The organism is Pseudomonas frederiksbergensis (assembly GCF_003732275.1).
Lineage (GTDB): Bacteria > Pseudomonadota > Gammaproteobacteria > Pseudomonadales > Pseudomonadaceae > Aquipseudomonas > Aquipseudomonas frederiksbergensis_H.
In genome coordinates this window covers 903377-921713 of record NZ_MOBM01000039.1, presented here as the reverse complement: position 1 = coordinate 921713, position 18337 = coordinate 903377, and the positions used below count along the sequence as shown (strand labels likewise).

The following is an 18337-nucleotide window of genomic DNA, read 5'->3' as shown; positions in this document are numbered from 1 at the left end:
GAAGCCGTCCAGACTGCCGTCCATAGCCCAAAGGTGCTCTTGACCGCCGACGGCCCTATAATGCGCGCCGGTTTTTGGGGTAATGGTCATGAGTACAGAAGATCCGCGGTTTGCTGGCATCGCCCGCTTGTATGGCATCGAAGGCCTGGAGCGTTTGCGCGCGGCCCATGTGGCGATCGTCGGCGTCGGTGGCGTCGGTTCCTGGGCGGCGGAAGCTGTTGCCCGGTGTGGCGTGGGCGAAATTTCGCTGTTCGACCTGGACGACGTCTGTGTCAGCAACGTCAACCGTCAGCTGCATGCGCTGGACAGCACCATCGGCAAGCCCAAGGTCGAGGTGATGGCCGAGCGCCTGCGCGGGATCAACCCGGACTGCACGGTGCATGCGGTGGCGGACTTCGTCACCCGCGAAACCATGGCCGAGTACATCACGCCGAACATCGACTGCGTGATTGACTGCATCGACAGCGTCAACGCCAAAGCGGCGCTGATCGCCTGGTGCAAGCGACGCAAAATCCAGATCATCACCACCGGCGGCGCGGGCGGGCAGATCGACCCGACACTGATCCAGGTCTGCGACCTGAACCGTACGTTCAATGATCCGCTGGCGTCGAAAGTGCGTTCCACGCTGCGCCGCGACTACGGTTTCTCCCGCACCGTGACCCGCCACTACAGCGTGCCGTGCGTGTTTTCCACCGAGCAACTGCGCTACCCGAAACCGGATGGCAGCATTTGCTTGCAGAAGAGTTTTGTCGGTGATGGTGTGAAGCTCGACTGCGCCGGGGGCTTTGGCGCGGTGATGATGGTGACGGCGACCTTCGGCATGGTCGCGGCGACCAAGGCTGTGGATAAGATTGTGGCTGGGGTTCGGCGCCCGGCGGATCGAATCAAGCCTCAGGTTTAATTGGTGTGGCTGATGGCCTCATCGCGAGCAGGCTCGCTCCCACAGGGGAACGCATTCCAGTGTGGGAGCGAGCCTGCTCGCGATGGCGATTAACCAGCCAATTCATTCATCCGCTGTAGCACGGCATTAAGGCCATTACTGCGCGACGACGACAACTGCCGCGACAGGCCCAACTGATTAAACCAATCCGGCAAATCCACCTGCTGCAACTCGGCAGCGGACAACCCATTGACCCGTGCCAGCAGCAGCGCCACCAACCCGCGAATCAGCCGCGCATCGCTGCTGGCGCTGAACTGCCAATGACCATCCTGCAGCGCACCGACCAGCCACACCTGGCTTTCACAGCCATGCACGCGGTTGGCCTCGACTTTATCCACATCGCTCAACGCAGGCAGGCGGTCGCCCCATTGCATCAGCAGCCGCGCCCGCTGTTCCCAACTCGCAGTCTTCTGAAAAGTGTCCAGCGCCATGACGGCATCGGCAGGCAAGGTCATCGCAACAACTCCAGGGCCTGATCCAGCGCTTCAAAAAAGCGCTCAAGGTCTTCTGAATCGTTGTACAACGCCAACGACACCCGAATCGCCCCGGCCAGTTCAAAGCTTTTGAGCAGCGGCATGGCGCAATGATGACCAGCGCGCACGGCGATTCCCTGTTCGGTCAGCAAATGCGCCAGATCAGAGTTATGCACACCCTCGACGACAAAACTGGCCAGTGCCAGTTGCGGCTTGCCCAGCAGACGAATGCCGTTGCGCGCTTCAAGGCCTTTAAGCAAATAGTCATGCAGCGCCGCTTCGTGGGCGGACACGGCGTCCTGATCCAGCCCGGCCAAATAGTCCAGGGTCGCCCCCAGGCCAATCACGCTGGAAATCGGCGGCGTACCCGCCTCGAACCCCAGTGGCGCAGGACGAAAGCGTGCGTCGTGGTAGTTGGCATCCAGCACCATTTCGCCGCCGAACTGCCACGGACGCAGCTGCTCGAGCGCTTCATGACGACCGAACAGCGCACCCAGGCCATCCGGGCCGTAGAGCTTGTGGCTGGAAAACACATAGAAGTCGCAACCCAGCGCCTGCACGTCATGCCGGCCATGGACCACGCCTTGAGCACCGTCGACCACGGTCAGCGCGTTGTGCGCCTTGGCCATTGCCAGTAGCGCGGGCAACGGCTGCCAGGCGCCGAGCACGTTGGACAGCTGACTGACCGCCAGCAGGCGGGTACGCGGGCCGATCAGGCGAGCAGCGGCTTCAAGGTCAATCAAACCGTCGGCATTCAGCGGCAGGATCACCAGTTGCACATCGCGACGGTGGGCCAGTTGCTGCCACGGCAACAGGTTGGCGTGGTGTTCCAGAGCGCTGATGACAATTTCATCGCCTGGATTGAATACGTGTTCCAGGCCATAGGCCAGGAGGTTCAGCGCGGACGTCGCGCCGTGAGTAAAGATGATCTGCCCGCAATCGCCGGTATTGAGCCATTGCGCAACTTTGCTGCGGCTGTCCTCGAACGCCTGTGTGGCATGGGCGCCGGGCAAGTGTTGCGCCCGATGCACGTTGGCCGCGCCGTTGGCGTAGTAATGCGCCAGGGCATCCAGCAAGGCTTGAGGTTTTTGCGTGGTGGCGGCGTTGTCCAGATAAGTCTGGTCTTGCCGTTGCAATGCGGCGATGGCCGGAAAATCGGCACGCCAGGGAGAGGGAATCATCATGCTATGGGGCCCTGGTGAACATGGGCGGGGGGAACGCCTGATTTGTAGGCGCGAGGCTTGCCCGCGAAAGCGTTGTATCAGGTACAACGCCTTCGCGGGCAAGCCTCGCTCCTACACAGGTGATCGTGTAACGCTCTGCTTAGTTGTGAGCGTGCAGCGCTTCGTTCAGTTCGATGGCCGATTTGTGGGTTTTGCACTCCACGGCACCGGTCTCCGAATTGCGGCGGAACAGCAGGTCAGGTTGACCGGCCAGCTCACGGGCTTTAACGACCTTGACCAGTTTGTTGTGCTCGTCCAGCAGCGCAACCTTGGTGCCGGCTGTCACGTACAGGCCCGACTCTACAGTGTTGCGGTCGCCCAACGGGATACCGATACCGGCGTTGGCGCCGATCAGGCAGCCTTCGCCGACCTTGATCACGATGTTGCCGCCGCCCGACAGGGTGCCCATGGTCGAGCAACCGCCGCCCAGGTCCGAACCCTTGCCAACGAACACGCCCGCCGACACCCGGCCTTCGATCATGCCCGGGCCTTCGGTACCGGCGTTGAAGTTGACGAAACCTTCGTGCATCACGGTGGTGCCTTCGCCCACGTAAGCGCCCAGACGAATACGCGCCGCGTCAGCGATACGCACGCCGGCCGGTACCACGTAGTCGGTCATTTTAGGGAATTTGTCCACCGAGAACACTTCCAGCAGCTCACCGCGCAGGCGGGCTTCCAGTTGATGCTCGGCCAGTTCGGCCAGATCAATGGCGCCCTGGCTGGTCCAGGCCACGTTCGGCAACAGCGGGAACACGCCGGCCAGGTTCAGGCCATGCGGCTTGACCAGGCGATGGGACAGCAAATGCAGCTTGAGGTAAGCCTCAGGCGTGGAGGTCAGCTGAGCGTCTTCGGCCAAAATAGTCGCGACCAGTGGCTTGTGGCTCTCGGCCAGACGGGTCAGCAGTGCCGCTTGTGCAGCGTCGACGCTTTTCAGCGCTTCGGCCAATTGCGAAGCTTGAGCGGTGCTGAAAGCGATGGCCTGATTGCCGTCGGTGTAACCCAGAACCGGCGCAATGGCAGCGACCAGTTCGGCCGACGGGTTGAGCAGTGGCTGCGCGTAAAACACTTCCAGCCATGCGCCTTGACGGTTTTGAGTGCCGACACCAAAGGCCAGACTGAACAGGGTAGTGGACATGTTGATACCTCTAACAAAATGGAACGGGCTGCCTTACTTGAGTGCGGCCGCGTAGATATCTGGCTTGAAGCCAATCAGGGTTCGGTCACCGAGATCGAGCACCGGGCGCTTGATCATCGAAGGTTGCGCGAGCATCAGTTCGATGGCTTTCGGCTGGTCGAGATCGGCTTTACGTTCGTCGTCGAGCTTGCGAAAGGTCGTGCCTGCACGGTTCAACACCACTTGCCAGCCGTGCTCGTCGCACCATTGGTTCAGGTGTTCACGGTCGATGCCGACCGTTTTGTAATCATGGAAGTCATAGCTGACAGCGTGTTCATCGAGCCAGGTGCGCGCCTTTTTCATGGTGTCGCAGGCTTTGATGCCGAAAAGGTGCAACATTTTGCTTGAAACGGTCAAGGAATTGCCCCCTTTGCAGGTGCTGAAAAAAAAAGGTGACGGATTATGCCATGACCGGACGGTTTCGCGTCGGCTGTGGTCGGGTTTGTCCGTTTGTCGTGATGGGTAGCCGTTGCCTGCGACATTGGTGTAACGGCGAGCCGACAGTCTAAGTGGCTAATATGGCACTTCAACGCTGTCGATTGTCGGGGTGATTCTGTTTTCACTGATCGCCGCGTGTACCGCCTTGGATTTGCTGGAGCGGCGGTTACGCTTGAAGGCGCTACGGGCGCAACGACTGAAGCGGTATAAGCTCAGTCGTCATCACCAGATTGGTGATGACGTACTACGTGAGGTGTTGGCGAAGCTGGATTTGAATGAAGCTAACTTGAGTCAGGCAAAATAAGTGTGGATAAGCGTAGGTCTTGGTCTTGTTTCTTTGATAGGAAAGTGACGATTGATTTTAACTTTCTGGATAAGTCCTGCGCATGAACGCGATGTCACCTTGGCTGATCTGGTGGTTCTCAGCTTGATGCCAGTCACCCGTGGTGATGTCGTTGGATACCTCATAATGCATTATTGAATGTCGGTCGTAGGGTGCGTAAGTTCGACCGGGAATACGTTCAAGTGGTAGCACGTTATGGTCAACTTCGGTTCGAGAGAAGCCAAGCGATGCGTAATAAGTATACGTTTTATCTAGATCCCAAGGCACCTCAGTTTCAGGGTGTTGATGTTCATGTAGCAGGCCTAGAGCATGTCCGAACTCATGAGTGACGGCATACTCGTAACGAGGTGAAGAAAAGTCTGTCCCCAAAGTCATTGAGGAGGCTTGAGGATTCCCCGTGATTGTGTCGGTACCTATACGTGAACCTCCGCTACCGTTCATGTATGGCTGGAAGTCGACTCGGATGTCGCCTAGAAATTGATCTGATTGATAGATATCTTCTTCATCCATTTCAATAAAATCGAATTTTAGATTGACATAGGGAAGCCATTTGCTCGCGCCTTTTTTGATCGCTTCAAATGACTCTTCGTTATAGCTAAAAACGAGAATTTTTAGTGTTTTTCCTACCTGCCAATACTTAGTGTGTTCGCCAATGCTGCGTTTTTTTCGATTGCCGCTGATATTATTGTCGTTACTGGGTCGCTCGTTTATTGCTGAATTGTACGATGCGATTGGGTCGGTGATTGGAGTGGTTTTACAATATTTAATTTGGTTCATGTGATTGAGTATATAAGTTATTGGTGAGTCCTGAAGATATTTAAAGTAAGGTGGGTTCGTCCAGTTGCTTGTTTTTTCGAGTTGTTGCACTGGTTATACTTGAAGTAATAGGCGGGTCGCTGGAATAAGTTAAAATAGTTAGGCTGGTTTTTTTAGTTGCCTTGCACCGCGTTGCGCGGTGCAGGCGTGGGGGGCTTAATTGTTGCGGGTTTTAATGAAATGACGAATTCGCTCGGCGGCTTCCACGCACTCCGCCAGCGGCGCGACCAGCGCCATGCGCACACGGCCGGCGCCAGGGTTGACGCCATCGACTTCGCGGGACAAATAGGAGCCCGGCACGACGGTCACGTGTTCTTGCTCGAACAGATCCCGGCAGAACGCCGCATCATCGCCATTCACATTCGGCCACAGGTAGAAACCACCGTCTGGACGCTGCACATCCATCACCGGGCTGAGAATCTCCAGCACCGCATCGTATTTCTCACGATATAGCGCACGGTTGGCGCGCACATGCACTTCATCATTCCATGCGGCAACGCTGGCCAGTTGGGTCTGAACCGGCATCGCGCAGCCGTGGTAGGTGCGATACAGCAGGAAACCCTTGAGGATATCCGCATCACCGGCCACAAAGCCCGAACGCAGGCCTGGCAGGTTGGAGCGCTTGGACAGGCTGTGGAACACCACGCAGCGTTTGAAGTCCTTGCGCCCCAGTTCCACGCAGGCGCTGAGCAGGCCGGCCGGCGGGGTTTGTTCATCGAAGTACAGTTCGCTGTAGCACTCGTCAGCGGCGATCACGAAGTCGTATTCGTCAGCCAGGGCAATCAGTTTCTTCAGGGTTTCGACCGGAATCAACGCACCGGTCGGGTTGCCCGGCGAGCACAGGAACAGGATCTGGCAGCGCTTCCAGATGTCTGGCGAAACGGCATCGAAATCCGGGTTGAAGCCGTTCTCGTCCAGGCACGGCAGGTAATGCGGCTTGGCGCCGGCGAGGAACGCTGCACCTTCATAGATCTGATAGAACGGGTTCGGACTGACCACCAGCGCATCATCGCCACGGTTGACGACGGTCTGGGTGAAGGCGAACAGCGCTTCGCGGGTGCCGTTGACCGGCAGCACATTACGCGCCGGGTCGAGCCAGCCATTCGGGACGCTGAAGCGGCGTTCGCACCAAGCGGCAATGGCTTCACGCAGCGCCGGGATGCCGAGGGTGGTCGGGTACACGGCCATCTGATCCAGATTGCTTGCCAGTGCTTCGGCGACGAAGCTCGGCGAACGGTGTTTCGGCTCGCCGATGGACAGCGCAATGGCGCGTTTATCCGGGTTTGGCGTGACGCTGCCGAGCAGGGCGCGGAGCTTTTCGAACGGGTAGGGCTGCAACTGGTTCAGAGCGTTGTTCATGGGGGCCTCTATAAATGTGGGAGCGGGCTTGTGTGGCGAGGGAGCTTGCTCCCGCTGGGTCGCGAAGCGGCCCCAAAAGCTTTGCGACTGCTGCGCAGTCGAACGGGAGCAAGCTCCCTCGCCACACAAGCCCGCTCCCACAGGGGAAAATTGTTGGTTCAGAAACTGATGCGTGACAGTTTGATATCGGGTTCCTGGCTGACGCTCAGCTGCTCGACGATTGCATCCTGCAAACGGCTGCACAGCAACGGGTCGGACAGCGGCTGATTGTTGGCGTCGGTGATGAAGAACACGTCTTCCACGCGCTCGCCCAGGGTGGCGATCTTGGCGTTCTGCAGCGACAGGTCGAACTCGAGGAAGATCGTGCCGATCCGCGCCAACAGGCCGGGGCGGTCCGGGGCGCTTAGCTCCAGTACCGTCACCGGACGCTGGGCGTCGTTGTGGATCGTCACCTGTGGCGCAAACGCGAAATGCTTGAGCTGGCGCGGCACCCGACGCTGGATGATGGTCGGGTAGTTGTCCGGGTTGCGCAGGGCTTCGGTCAGGCCTTCGCGGATCTGCTTGACCCGTGCCGGGTTGTCGCCGATCGAGTCGCCATCGGTGTCGAGCACGATGTAAGTATCGAGGGTGAACTGGCTGCTGGAGGTGATGACCCGGGCGTCGTGAATGTTCAGATTGAGCTGGTCCATCGCCGCCACGGTCACGGCGAAGAAGTCGTGCTGGTCCGGTGCATAGATGAAAATCTGCGTACCGCCCTCGAACTCGCGCTGGGTGGTTTCCTTGATCAGTACCAGCGGGCCGCCATCGGCCGGCTGCTGCAGGATCGCATCAGTGTGCCAGGCCACGTCGCCGGCGGTGTGGCGCAGGAAATAGTCATCGCCCAATTGCGCCCAGAGTTGCTCGACATCGTCCGGATCGTTGCCGCCGCGTACCAGGATGTCCAGCGCCGCGCTCTGGGTCTGGCGGATCTGCTCTTCGCGATCCACCGGGTTTTCCAGGCCACGACGCAAGGCGCGCTTGGTCTCGGTGTAGAGCTGGCGCAACAGGCTCGCGCGCCAGGAGTTCCACAGCGTCGGGTTGGTTGCGTTGATGTCCGCAACGGTCAGCACATACAGATAATCGAGGCGGGTTTCATCGCCGACGGTCTGTGCGAAATCGTGGATCACGTGCGGGTCGGACAGGTCCTTGCGCTGGGCTGTGGTCGACATCACCAGATGGTTCTGCACCAGCCACACGATCAGGCGGCTGTCCCAGATCGGCAGCTGGTGGCGCTGGCAAAAGGCTTCGGCATCCACGGCGCCGATTTCCGAGTGATCGCCATGCCGGCCCTTGCCGATGTCGTGGTACAGGCCCGCCAGGTAAATCAGTTCGGGTTTGGGCAGTTTGGCCATGAGCTTGCTGGCCAGCGGGAATTTTTCCGACACCTGGGTGTACTGCAACTTACGCAGGTGCTTGATCAGGTTCAGGGTATGCGCGTCGACCGTATAGATGTGAAACAGGTCATGTTGCATTTGCCCGACAATGAAACCGAACTCCGGCAGATAACGCCCGAGGATGCCGTAACGGTTCATCCGCCGCAGATTACGGTGGATGCCGATCTTGCACTTGAACAGCTCGATGAACAGGCTGGTATTACGAATATCGTTGCGGAAGTCGTCATCGATCAAATGACGGTTCTCGCGCAGCAGGCGGATGGTATCGGCGCGTACGCCTTTGATCTCCGGTTGCTGGGCCATCAGCACAAAGATCTCGAGCATGGCGAATGGCGTACGGCGGAACACGTTATCGCTACGCGCCTCGATGTAGCCGTCGTGCAGCTGGAACCGCGAGTTGATCGGTTGTGGTGGTGCTTCGTCTTCGGGGGCCAGGATCACTTCTTCGAAGTGCTGGATGATCAGGTCGCTGAGCTGGGCAATGCTCATGACCACCCGGTAGTACTGCTGCATGAAGTTTTCGATGGCTTGTTTGGCGTCATTGCCTTCGAAACCCAGCAGCCCCGCAATCGAGCGCTGGTGATCGAACAGCAAGCGGTCTTCGGAGCGGCCGGCGAGCATATGCAATGCGTAACGTACCTTCCACAGAAATTCCTGAGAGGAAGCCAGCAGGGCGTTTTCGCTCTCCACCAGGAAGCCTTCGCCCGCCAGGGCCCGCAGGTTCAGGGTGCCGTATTCGCGACGGGCCACCCACAGAATCGTCTGAATATCCCGCAGTCCGCCGGGCGAGCCTTTGACGTTGGGTTCCAGGTTGTATTCAGTGTCGTTGTATTTGTGGTGACGGGCCTTTTGCTCGGCGCGCTTGGCCAGGAAGAAGTCCTTGCTCGGCCACATGTGCGCGGTGCTGGTGACATCCAGCATGCGCTGGCGCAACCGCTCGGGGCCGCAAATGGTGCGGCTTTCCATCAGGTTGGTGACGACCGTCAGGTCGGCACGGGCCTCGACGGCGCATTCGTCCACCGAGCGAACGCTCTGGCCGACTTCCAGGCCGATGTCCCACAGCAACGTCAGAAAGCGTTCGATGGAATCCCGAAAAATTTCGTGATCGGCGCTGTCCAGTAAAATCAGCAGATCGATGTCGGAGTAGGGGTGCAACTCGCCGCGACCGTAGCCGCCGACCGCCACCAGGGCGATATCGGCGTCTTCGCTCCAGTTAAACTGTTCCCAGGCCTGTTGCAGGATGTTATCGATAAACCAGGCGCGATCCTCGATCAGCCGGCGAATATCCCGGCCACTGCGGAACCGCTCGTCGAGCACCTCGCGGGCCTGGCGGATCGCCTTCTTGAAAGCAGCAATAGGGCTTGCCTTCAGGGCCAGTTCAGCCTGGAACTGGCCGCGGTCGAAGAGTTCGGGATCCACCTGCGGCATCGATTGGCTTTCCTTTCTATAAGGCTGGGAACGGAGCGGGCGAGATCAGGCCGAAACGCGCGGGATGGTATCGTCGCTGCGCAAAGTGAAGATCTCGTAACCGGTTTCGGTCACCAGCAGGGTGTGTTCCCACTGTGCCGACAGCTTGCGGTCCTTGGTAATGGCGGTCCAGCCGTCGCCCAGCACCTTGGTGTCGGCCTTGCCCTGGTTGATCATCGGCTCGATGGTGAAGGTCATGCCGGCTTTCAGTTCCATGCCGGTGCCGGCGCGACCGTAGTGCAGGATCTGCGGTTCTTCGTGGAACACTTTGCCGATGCCGTGGCCGCAGAACTCACGAACCACCGAGAAGCCGTTCTTTTCCGCGTGCTTCTGGATCACTTCACCGATATCGCCCAGGCGGCAGCCGGGCTTGACCAGTTCGATGGCCTTGTACATGCATTCCTGAGTCACCTGGGACAGGCGCTCGGCCCAGACCGGCACGGAACCGACGTGGAACATGCGGCTGGTGTCGCCGTGGTAACCGTCCTTGATCACGGTGACGTCGATGTTCAGCGTGTCGCCATCCTTCAACGGTTTCTCGTTCGGGATGCCGTGGCAAACCACGTGGTTGATCGAGGTGCAGATCGACTTCGGGAAGCCCTTGTAGTTGAGCGGGGCAGGGATGGCTTTCTGCTCATTGACGATATAGTCGTGGCAGATGCGGTCCAGCTCTTCGGTGGTGACACCCGGTTTGACATAATCGGCAATCATTTCCAGCACATCGGCGGCCAATTTGCCGGCGATCCGCATTTTTGCGATGTCCTCTGGGGTTTTGAGGGTGACGGTCATACAGGCTCTCTCTGCGCTCAATGGCGCCTTCTAAAACGAAATGGGCATTGCGCGAATAATTGTCGCGGCCCTGAAAAACACGATTCTATCAGACGATCAGCGCAAATCTGAGCCTCTGTGCATCGCTTCTCTCTATAGGATGGCGCATTCTGGGGGGATTCCAAGGCGGGGGCCAAAAGCATTCCCCAGGTTTTCAGAATCCGGGTTCCGTTTTTTTCTGCCTTGTGATATAAAATGCGCCGCTTTCCGGGGATACCCTGGAAAGCTTAAATCCACACACGTGTCGACACGATGACCTGGGTGCCTTCAGCTGATGCTGCTGGTTGGTCATTGGGATACGTGGAGGCCAAACCCGACTTATTAAGGAACTATCATGTCCCAAGTCAACATGCGCGATATGCTGAAGGCCGGTGTGCACTTCGGTCACCAGACCCGTTACTGGAACCCGAAAATGGGTAAATACATTTTCGGCGCGCGTAACAAGATCCACATTATCAACCTTGAAAAAACCCTGCCAATGTTCAACGAAGCTCTGACTTTCGTAGAGCGTCTGGCCCAGGGCAAAAACAAGATTCTGTTCGTAGGCACCAAGCGTTCCGCTGGCAAGATCGTTGCTGAAGAAGCAGCACGTTGCGGTTCGCCGTACGTCGATCACCGCTGGTTGGGCGGCATGCTGACCAACTTCAAAACCATCCGTGCTTCCATCAAGCGTCTGCGTGACCTTGAAGTCCAAGCCGAAGACGGTACTTTCGCCAAGCTGACCAAGAAAGAAGCGCTGATGCGCACTCGCGATCTTGAGAAGCTGGATCGTTCCCTGGGTGGTATCAAGGACATGGGCGGTCTGCCAGACGCTCTGTTCGTTATCGACGTTGATCACGAGCGCATCGCGATCACCGAAGCCAACAAGCTGGGCATCCCGGTTATCGGCGTAGTCGATACCAACAGCAGCCCGGAAGGCGTTGACTACATCATCCCAGGCAACGATGACGCAATCCGCGCTATCCAGCTGTACATGGGTTCGATGGCTGACGCTGTAATCCGCGGTCGCAACCACGTTGCTGGCGGCACCGAGCAGTTCGTTGAAGAAGCTCCGGCAGCTGCAGCTGAGTAATTGACGCCCTGGCGTTGACTCAGTAAGCAAAAAGGGGGCTTGGCCCCCTTTTTGCCACCTCGAAAACCATTTGTGAGCAGCGCAGCTACAGCATCTGTAACGTGCAGCAGCTAACAAGGGTAGTTCGGGAAGAATTGAACGCCCGTTCGATCGGGTGGAATGGTTGAAAACCTATCCAAGAGGAATTTGAAAATGGCAGAGATTACTGCAGCGTTGGTCAAAGAACTGCGCGAGCGTACCGGCGAAGGCATGATGGATTGCAAAAAGGCCTTGACCAAGGCCGGCGGCGACATCGAAAAAGCCATTGATGACATGCGTGCTTCGGGCGCCATCAAGGCTGCCAAAAAAGCTGGCAACGTTGCCGCTGAAGGCGCGATCGCTCTTAAAGAAGACGGTAAATCCGCCGTTCTGCTGGAAGTGAACTCGCAGACTGACTTCCTGGCCCTGCAAGACGACTTCAAGGCATTTGTTGCTGGCAGCGTAGAAAAAGCGTTCGCTGACAAGCTGACTGACGTCGCTCCGCTGATCGAAGCTCAAGAAGCCGATCGTCTGGTTCTGGTCGGCAAGGTTGGCGAAAACGTCAACATCCGTCGCCTGGCTCGCGTTGAAGGTGATGTTGTTGGCGGTTACCTGCACGGCAACAAGATCGGTGTCGCGGTTGTTCTTAAAGGCGGCAACGTTGAGCTGGCCAAGGACATCGCTATGCACGTAGCGGCCACCAACCCTGAATTCCTGCTGCCATCGGAAGTTTCCGCTGAAGCGGTCGAGCGCGAGAAAGGCGTGTTCCTGACCCTCAACGCTGACAAGATCGCTGGCAAGCCAGAAAACATCGTTGAAAACATGGTCAAAGGCCGTATCAGCAAGTTCCTGGCTGAAGCGAGCCTGGTTGAGCAGGCGTTCGTCAAGAACCCTGAAATCAAGGTCGGCGAACTGGCCAAGAAAGCCGGTGCTGAAATCGTTTCTTTCACCTACTTCAAAGTAGGCGAAGGCATCGAGAAGCCGGTCGACAACTTCGCTGAAGAAGTTGCTGCCCAGCTGGCTGCCGCCAAGCAATAAGACGGTTTTTTAACTGTCGCCCTGAAGAGGCTGCCCGCTCACGCGCGCAGCCTCTTTTCAGATGGGGTTGCCAATTTTAATTGGTTTCCTTTTGGAACTGGCTTACAAAGCCATGTTCCGATGGCGCTGAAGCAGTGCCAAGCTAGAGTGAACGCCAGCTGTAAACAGCTCGCAAAGAATTTTTAAAATACGCCGCAGGAGAGATTCGCAATGGCTCAGCAGGGCAGTGGTTATCAGGCTCGCTATAAACGCATTCTACTCAAGCTTAGCGGCGAGGCCCTGATGGGCTCGGAAGAGTTCGGGATCGACCCCAAAGTTCTGGATCGCATGGCGCTGGAAGTTGGCCAACTGGTCGGCATCGGTGTTCAGGTCGGTCTGGTGATCGGTGGCGGCAACCTGTTCCGCGGCGCGGCGCTCAGCGCGGCGGGCATGGATCGGGTGACTGGCGACCATATGGGCATGCTGGCCACTGTGATGAACGCCTTGGCGATGCGCGATGCGCTGGAACGTGCCAATATCTCGGCCATCGTGATGTCGGCCATTTCCATGGTGGGCGTGACCGATCACTACGATCGCCGCAAAGCCATGCGCCACCTGAATGCCAAGGAAGTCGTGATTTTTGCGGCCGGTACCGGTAATCCGTTCTTCACCACGGATTCGGCAGCCTGCTTGCGTGCAATCGAAATCGACGCTGACGTCGTGCTCAAGGCAACCAAGGTCGATGGCGTTTACACGGCTGATCCATTCAAAGACCCGCATGCCGAGAAGTTCGATCATCTGACCTACGATGAAGTACTGGATCGCAAGCTGGGCGTGATGGATCTGACGGCCATTTGCCTGTGCCGCGACCACAAGATGCCGCTGCGCGTATTTAACATGAACAAGCCCGGCGCCTTGCTGAACATCGTGCATGGCGGCGCTGAAGGGACCCTGATCGAGGAAGGCCAACAATGATCAACGAAATCAAAAAAGACGCTCAAGAGCGCATGAAAAAATCCGTCGAGTCGCTGGCGCACAACTTCGGTCGTATTCGTACGGGCCAGGCGCACCCAAGCATTCTTGAAGGCGTGATGGTGCCGTATTACGGTTCCGACACGCCGATCAAGCAAGTGGCGAATATCACCGTTAAAGACGCCCGTACCCTGCAAGTGGTTGCCTTTGAGCGCAACATGCTGGGTGCCGTCGACAAAGCCATCGGTAGCGCGGGTCTGAACCTCAACCCGACCAACCTCGGTGAATTGCTGCTGATCTCCATGCCGGCCCTGACCGAAGAAACCCGCAAGGGTTTCACCAAGCAGGCTCGTGATGTCGCTGAAGATGCCCGTGTTGCGGTGCGCAACATCCGTCGTGACGCGAACAGCCAGCTCAAGGATCTGGTCAAGGAAAAGGAAATCAGCGAAGACGAAGAACGTCGCGCTACTGGCGAAATTGATGATCTGACCAAAAAGTACGTGGCTGAAATCGACGCGAATTTGGCGCAGAAAGAAAAAGACCTGATGGCCGTATAAGGGTCACGTTTTAATGGATAAGACAAAGCAGACTGCACCGCCCGCGGTGCCGCGCCATGTCGCGATCATCATGGATGGGAATAATCGCTGGGCGAAAAAACGCTTTATGCCGGGTGTCGCCGGGCATAAAGCGGGTGTGGATGCGGTTCGTGCAGTAATCGAGGTGTGTGCCGAGGCCAAGGTCGAAGTACTGACCTTGTTCGCCTTCTCCAGCGAGAACTGGCAGCGCCCGGCCGATGAGGTCAGTGCCTTGATGGATTTGTTCTTCAGGGCGTTGCGTCGCGAGGCCAAGCGCCTCAACGACAACAACATCAGTTTGCGCATTATTGGCGATCGTTCGCGTTTTCACCCGGAGCTTCAGGCCGCCATGCGCGAAGCCGAGGCGATGACTGTCGGTGCCAACCGCTTTGTCCTGCAGATCGCCGCCAACTACGGCGGTCAATGGGACATTGCGCAAGCCGCGCAGCGTCTGGCACGGGAAGTTCAGGCCGGGCATCTGCGTCCGGAAGACATTACTCCCGAGCTGTTGCAAACGTGTCTGGCCACCGGTGATCTGCCGTTGCCGGACTTGTGCATCCGTACCGGTGGCGAGCATCGCATCAGCAACTTCCTGCTGTGGCAGCTGGCTTACGCCGAGCTGTACTTCTCCGACCTGTTCTGGCCGGACTTCAAACACGACGCCATGCGCAAAGCGCTGGCCGATTTCGCTTCTCGCCAGCGTCGCTTCGGTAAAACGAGCGAGCAGGTCGAGGCTGGAGCCCGGGTTTAATGCTTAAACAACGAATCATCACGGCGCTGATTCTGCTGCCGATTGCCCTGTGCGGGTTTTTCCTGCTCGAAGGGTCCGGTTTTGCGCTGTTCATCGGGTTGGTGGTGACGCTCGGAGCGTGGGAGTGGGCGCGTCTGGCAGGTTTCGCTGCTCAATCGATTCGCGTTGCCTATGCGGCTGTGGTCGCGTTGGTGCTGTTTGTCATGCATATCGTGCCGGGGCTCGCGCCTTGGGTGTTGGGTGCCTCAGTGATCTGGTGGGGCGTGGCTACCTATCTGGTATTGACCTTTCCACAGTCCAGCGAACACTGGGCCAGTGCAGCCTGCAAACTGGTGATCGGTTTGTTGATTCTGTTACCGGCCTGGCAAGGCCTGGTGTTGATCAAGCAGGAGCCCTTGGGCAATTGGCTGATCATGGCGGTGATGGTGCTGGTCTGGGGGGCCGATATCGGTGCGTACTTTTCCGGTCGGGCCTTCGGCAAGCGCAAGCTGGCGCCACAGGTCAGTCCTGGCAAGAGCTGGGAAGGCGTGTACGGCGGCTTGCTGATGAGTCTGGTGATTACAGCCATCGTCGGTTTTGTGCGGGACTGGAGTTTCGTTCAGATGCTGATGGGGCTGTTCGGTGCCGCAATAATCGTATTCATTTCAGTGGTCGGCGACCTCACCGAAAGCATGTTCAAGCGCCAGTCGGGGATCAAGGACAGCAGTAATCTGCTGCCCGGTCACGGCGGCGTGCTGGATCGCATCGATAGCCTGACGGCGGCGATTCCGGTATTCGCCGTGCTGCTGTGGATGGCTGCGCCGTGAGCCGCCCACAACAGATTACCGTGCTGGGAGCGACCGGTTCGATTGGTCTGAGTACCCTTGACGTCATTGCCCGTCATCCCGAGCGTTATCAGGTTTTCGCCTTGAGCGGTTTCACTCGCTTGAGTGAGTTGCTGGCATTGTGTGTGCGTCATTCGCCGCGCTTCGCCGTCGTGCCGGAAGCTGGCGCTGCCCCGGGGTTGCAGGACGAGTTGCGCGCGGCCGGTCTGTCGACCCGCGTTCTGGTGGGGGAGGAGGGCCTGTGTCAGGTCGCCTCCGATCCGGAAGTCGATGCGGTGATGGCGGCCATTGTCGGTGCGGCGGGCTTGCGTCCGACCCTGGCGGCGGTCGAGGCCGGCAAGAAGATTCTTCTGGCCAATAAAGAAGCACTGGTGATGTCCGGTGCGCTGTTTATGCAGGCTGTGCGCAAAAGCGGTTCAGTGCTACTGCCGATCGACAGCGAACACAATGCGATTTTCCAGTGCATGCCGCAGGATTTCGCACGTGGGCTTGGCGCGGTCGGTGTACGTCGGATTTTGCTCACAGCCTCTGGCGGCCCGTTCCGGCAGACACCCCTGGCTGAACTGGCGCATGTTTCCCCCGAGCAAGCGTGTGCGCACCCGAATTGGTCCATGGGGCGCAAGATTTCGGTGGATTCGGCCAGCATGATGAACAAAGGGCTCGAGCTGATCGAGGCCTGCTGGCTGTTCGACGCCACGCCTTCCCAGGTCGAAGTGGTGATTCACCCGCAGAGCGTGATTCATTCGCTGGTCGACTACATCGATGGTTCGGTATTGGCGCAGTTGGGCAATCCGGACATGCGTACGCCGATTGCCAACGCCCTGGCCTGGCCAGAGCGAATCGATTCGGGTGTTGCGCCGCTGGACCTGTTTGCCATCGCTCGCCTGGATTTCCAGGCGCCCGATGAAGAGCGTTTCCCTTGCCTGCGACTTGCACGACAAGCCGCCGAGGCTGGCAACAGCGCGCCGGCCATGCTCAATGCCGCGAATGAAGTGGCTGTGGCGGCCTTTCTCGACGGACGGGTTCGCTACCTGGAAATCGCGAGTATTATCGAGGAAGTGTTGAACCTCGAGCCTGTGGTTGCGGTAGATGATCTCGAGGCAGTGTTTACGGCTGATGCGAAAGCACGGGTACTGGCCGGGCAATGGTTGAGCCGTCACGGGCGATAAGTGCTGCAATACGTTGCCCCATGCAGCACTGATAGTTGCGGAGAAAATACATGAGCGCGCTCTATATGATTGTCGGCACCCTGGTTGCGCTGGGTGTGCTGGTTACCTTCCACGAATTCGGCCATTTCTGGGTCGCGCGTCGCTGTGGGGTCAAAGTGCTGCGTTTCTCCGTGGGCTTCGGCATGCCGCTGCTGCGCTGGCACGACAGCAAAGGCACTGAATTCGTGATCGCCGCCATCCCGTTGGGTGGCTACGTGAAAATGCTCGACGAGCGCGAAGGCGAGGTTCCGGCCGATCAGGTCGATCAATCCTTCAATCGCAAATCTGTCCGTCAGCGTATCGCCATCGTCGCGGCCGGCCCGATCGCCAACTTTCTATTGGCAATGGTGTTTTTCTGGGCATTGGCAATGCTGGGCAGCGAGCAGGTGCGACCGGTTATCGGCGCGGTCGAGTCCGGCAGTATTGCCTCCAAGGCAGGTTTGAGCCCGGGCCAGGAAATTATGGCCATCGATGGTGAGCCAACCTCCGGCTGGGCCGCGGTGAACCTGCAGCTGATCCGTCGCCTGGGTGAGAGCGGTTCCCTTCAATTGCTGGTCCGCGAACAGGGCGCCACGGTGGACTCGCCCCGTGAGCTGGTATTGGACAAGTGGCTCAAGGGGGCTGATGAGCCAGATCCGATTCGCTCGCTGGGTATTCGCCCTTGGCGTCCGGCGTTGCCACCAGTGCTGGCCGAGTTTGATCCGAAAGGGCCGGCGAAGGCTGCGGGCCTGAAGGCCGGTGACCGCTTGTTGGCCCTTGATGGCAAGGCGTTGGACGACTGGCAACAGGTAGTCGACATCGTCCGTATGCATCCGGATACCAAAATCATGCTGCGCGTCGAGCGCGATGGTGCTCAAATCGACGTCCCTGTGACGTTGGCCGCTCGCGGCGAGAGCAAGTCACCCAGTGGTTACCTGGGGGCCGGGGTGAAAGCGGTCGATTGGCCACCAGAGATGATTCGCGAAGTCAGTTACGGTCCGGTGGCTGCGATTGGCGAGGGTGCCCGACGCACCTGGACCATGAGCGTACTGACCCTCGATTCGCTCAAGAAAATGTTGTTCGGTGAGCTCTCGGTAAAAAACTTGAGTGGACCGATAACCATTGCTAAAGTGGCGGGCGCTTCTGCCCAGTCGGGCGTCGCTGATTTCCTGAATTTCCTTGCTTATCTGAGTATTAGCTTGGGGGTTCTGAATTTGTTGCCCATTCCTGTACTGGATGGGGGACATTTGTTGTTTTATCTGATCGAGTGGGCGCGTGGTCGTCCCTTGTCGGATCGGGTGCAAGGTTGGGGGATACAGATCGGTATCAGTTTGGTGGTCGGGGTGATGTTACTTGCTCTGGTCAATGATCTGGGTCGACTGTAACGCTTCGCTGAATTGCGAATCTGCCGCATTTTGCGGCAGTTT

General features: G+C 58.3%; 17 protein-coding genes. 9 read left to right on the top strand and 8 right to left on the bottom strand.

Going from position 1 to position 18337, the window contains the following annotated elements:
- Positions 1-88 precede the first annotated feature (88 nt).
- Positions 89-901 (top strand): tRNA cyclic N6-threonylcarbamoyladenosine(37) synthase TcdA, encoded by an 813-nt coding sequence (tcdA, locus tag BK662_RS30480; protein WP_375539016.1) that lies wholly within the window; start codon positions 89-91, stop codon positions 899-901.
- A gap of 89 nt (positions 902-990) precedes the next feature.
- Here tcdA and BK662_RS30475 read toward each other — a convergent pair whose 3' ends face one another.
- The 8 genes from BK662_RS30475 to map all read right to left on the bottom strand — a co-directional run bounded on the left by BK662_RS30475 (position 991) and on the right by map (position 10455).
- A complete protein-coding gene (locus tag BK662_RS30475) occupies positions 991-1395 on the bottom strand; it encodes a SufE family protein (RefSeq protein ID WP_123360634.1) in 405 nt (134 codons plus the stop codon).
- Positions 1392-2597: an aminotransferase class V-fold PLP-dependent enzyme gene (locus tag BK662_RS30470; protein ID WP_123360633.1), complete on the bottom strand. Its 1206-nt coding sequence runs from the start codon at positions 2595-2597 to the stop codon at positions 1392-1394. Before BK662_RS30470 ends, BK662_RS30475 begins: the two co-directional genes overlap by 4 nt.
- A 139-nt stretch (positions 2598-2736) precedes the next feature.
- Positions 2737-3771, bottom strand: a complete 1035-nt coding sequence (gene dapD / locus BK662_RS30465) for a 2,3,4,5-tetrahydropyridine-2,6-dicarboxylate N-succinyltransferase (RefSeq protein WP_123360632.1) — start codon at positions 3769-3771, stop codon at positions 2737-2739.
- Between the two features lie 33 nt (positions 3772-3804).
- Positions 3805-4149, bottom strand: a complete 345-nt coding sequence (locus BK662_RS30460; RefSeq protein WP_221179119.1) for an ArsC family reductase — start codon at positions 4147-4149, stop codon at positions 3805-3807.
- A gap of 460 nt (positions 4150-4609) precedes the next feature.
- Positions 4610-5458, bottom strand: a complete 849-nt coding sequence (locus tag BK662_RS30450; protein WP_259695968.1) for a zinc metalloprotease — start codon at positions 5456-5458, stop codon at positions 4610-4612.
- Positions 5459-5563: 105 nt separating this feature from the next.
- The gene (gene dapC / locus BK662_RS30445; protein WP_123360628.1) at positions 5564-6766 is read right to left on the bottom strand and encodes a succinyldiaminopimelate transaminase; all 1203 of its coding nucleotides are present in this window, start codon (positions 6764-6766) and stop codon (positions 5564-5566) included.
- 158 nt (positions 6767-6924) lie between these two features.
- Positions 6925-9627, bottom strand: coding sequence for a [protein-PII] uridylyltransferase (locus BK662_RS30440; RefSeq protein ID WP_123360627.1), 2703 nt, complete (start codon positions 9625-9627; stop codon positions 6925-6927).
- A gap of 45 nt (positions 9628-9672) precedes the next feature.
- Entirely contained in the window at positions 9673-10455 is a 783-nt protein-coding gene (gene map / locus BK662_RS30435) for a type I methionyl aminopeptidase (protein WP_052966361.1), read from the bottom strand.
- 373 nt (positions 10456-10828) lie between these two features.
- On the opposite strand from map, the gene rpsB reads away from it, so the two are divergent.
- From rpsB to rseP, 8 genes are all read left to right on the top strand, one after another.
- On the top strand, positions 10829-11566 hold the full coding sequence (gene rpsB, locus BK662_RS30430; protein ID WP_007907989.1) for a 30S ribosomal protein S2: 738 nt from the start codon (positions 10829-10831) through the stop codon (positions 11564-11566).
- Between the two features lie 192 nt (positions 11567-11758).
- Positions 11759-12622: a translation elongation factor Ts gene (gene tsf / locus BK662_RS30425; protein ID WP_123360626.1), complete on the top strand. Its 864-nt coding sequence runs from the start codon at positions 11759-11761 to the stop codon at positions 12620-12622.
- Between the two features lie 210 nt (positions 12623-12832).
- A complete protein-coding gene (pyrH, locus tag BK662_RS30420) occupies positions 12833-13576 on the top strand; it encodes a UMP kinase (protein ID WP_003172271.1) in 744 nt (247 codons plus the stop codon).
- On the top strand, positions 13573-14130 hold the full coding sequence (frr, locus tag BK662_RS30415) for a ribosome recycling factor (RefSeq protein WP_007907979.1): 558 nt from the start codon (positions 13573-13575) through the stop codon (positions 14128-14130). The genes pyrH and frr overlap by 4 nt, the downstream gene beginning before the upstream one ends.
- Before the next feature lie 13 nt (positions 14131-14143).
- The gene (gene uppS, locus BK662_RS30410; protein ID WP_123360625.1) at positions 14144-14899 is read left to right on the top strand and encodes a polyprenyl diphosphate synthase; all 756 of its coding nucleotides are present in this window, start codon (positions 14144-14146) and stop codon (positions 14897-14899) included.
- On the top strand, positions 14899-15705 hold the full coding sequence (locus BK662_RS30405) for a phosphatidate cytidylyltransferase (protein WP_123360624.1): 807 nt from the start codon (positions 14899-14901) through the stop codon (positions 15703-15705). Before uppS ends, BK662_RS30405 begins: the two co-directional genes overlap by 1 nt.
- Complete coding sequence (ispC, locus tag BK662_RS30400) at positions 15702-16892, top strand: 1-deoxy-D-xylulose-5-phosphate reductoisomerase (protein WP_123360623.1); 1191 nt, start codon at positions 15702-15704, stop codon at positions 16890-16892. The genes BK662_RS30405 and ispC overlap by 4 nt, the downstream gene beginning before the upstream one ends.
- A gap of 50 nt (positions 16893-16942) precedes the next feature.
- Positions 16943-18295, top strand: coding sequence for a sigma E protease regulator RseP (gene rseP / locus BK662_RS30395; RefSeq protein ID WP_123360622.1), 1353 nt, complete (start codon positions 16943-16945; stop codon positions 18293-18295).
- Positions 18296-18337: the final 42 nt, after the last annotated feature.

Coding starts and splice junctions, on each gene's coding strand:
- tcdA (WP_375539016.1), top strand. CDS start 89: ATGAGTACAGAAGATCCGCGGTTTGCTGGCATCGCCCGCTTGTATGGC.
- BK662_RS30475 (WP_123360634.1), bottom strand. CDS start 1,395: ATGACCTTGCCTGCCGATGCCGTCATGGCGCTGGACACTTTTCAGAAG.
- BK662_RS30470 (WP_123360633.1), bottom strand. CDS start 2,597: ATGATGATTCCCTCTCCCTGGCGTGCCGATTTTCCGGCCATCGCCGCA.
- dapD (WP_123360632.1), bottom strand. CDS start 3,771: ATGTCCACTACCCTGTTCAGTCTGGCCTTTGGTGTCGGCACTCAAAAC.
- BK662_RS30460 (WP_221179119.1), bottom strand. CDS start 4,149: ATGTTGCACCTTTTCGGCATCAAAGCCTGCGACACCATGAAAAAGGCG.
- dapC (WP_123360628.1), bottom strand. CDS start 6,766: ATGAACAACGCTCTGAACCAGTTGCAGCCCTACCCGTTCGAAAAGCTC.
- BK662_RS30440 (WP_123360627.1), bottom strand. CDS start 9,627: ATGCCGCAGGTGGATCCCGAACTCTTCGACCGCGGCCAGTTCCAGGCT.
- map (WP_052966361.1), bottom strand. CDS start 10,455: ATGACCGTCACCCTCAAAACCCCAGAGGACATCGCAAAAATGCGGATC.
- rpsB (WP_007907989.1), top strand. CDS start 10,829: ATGTCCCAAGTCAACATGCGCGATATGCTGAAGGCCGGTGTGCACTTC.
- tsf (WP_123360626.1), top strand. CDS start 11,759: ATGGCAGAGATTACTGCAGCGTTGGTCAAAGAACTGCGCGAGCGTACC.
- pyrH (WP_003172271.1), top strand. CDS start 12,833: ATGGCTCAGCAGGGCAGTGGTTATCAGGCTCGCTATAAACGCATTCTA.
- frr (WP_007907979.1), top strand. CDS start 13,573: ATGATCAACGAAATCAAAAAAGACGCTCAAGAGCGCATGAAAAAATCC.
- uppS (WP_123360625.1), top strand. CDS start 14,144: ATGGATAAGACAAAGCAGACTGCACCGCCCGCGGTGCCGCGCCATGTC.
- BK662_RS30405 (WP_123360624.1), top strand. CDS start 14,899: ATGCTTAAACAACGAATCATCACGGCGCTGATTCTGCTGCCGATTGCC.
- rseP (WP_123360622.1), top strand. CDS start 16,943: ATGAGCGCGCTCTATATGATTGTCGGCACCCTGGTTGCGCTGGGTGTG.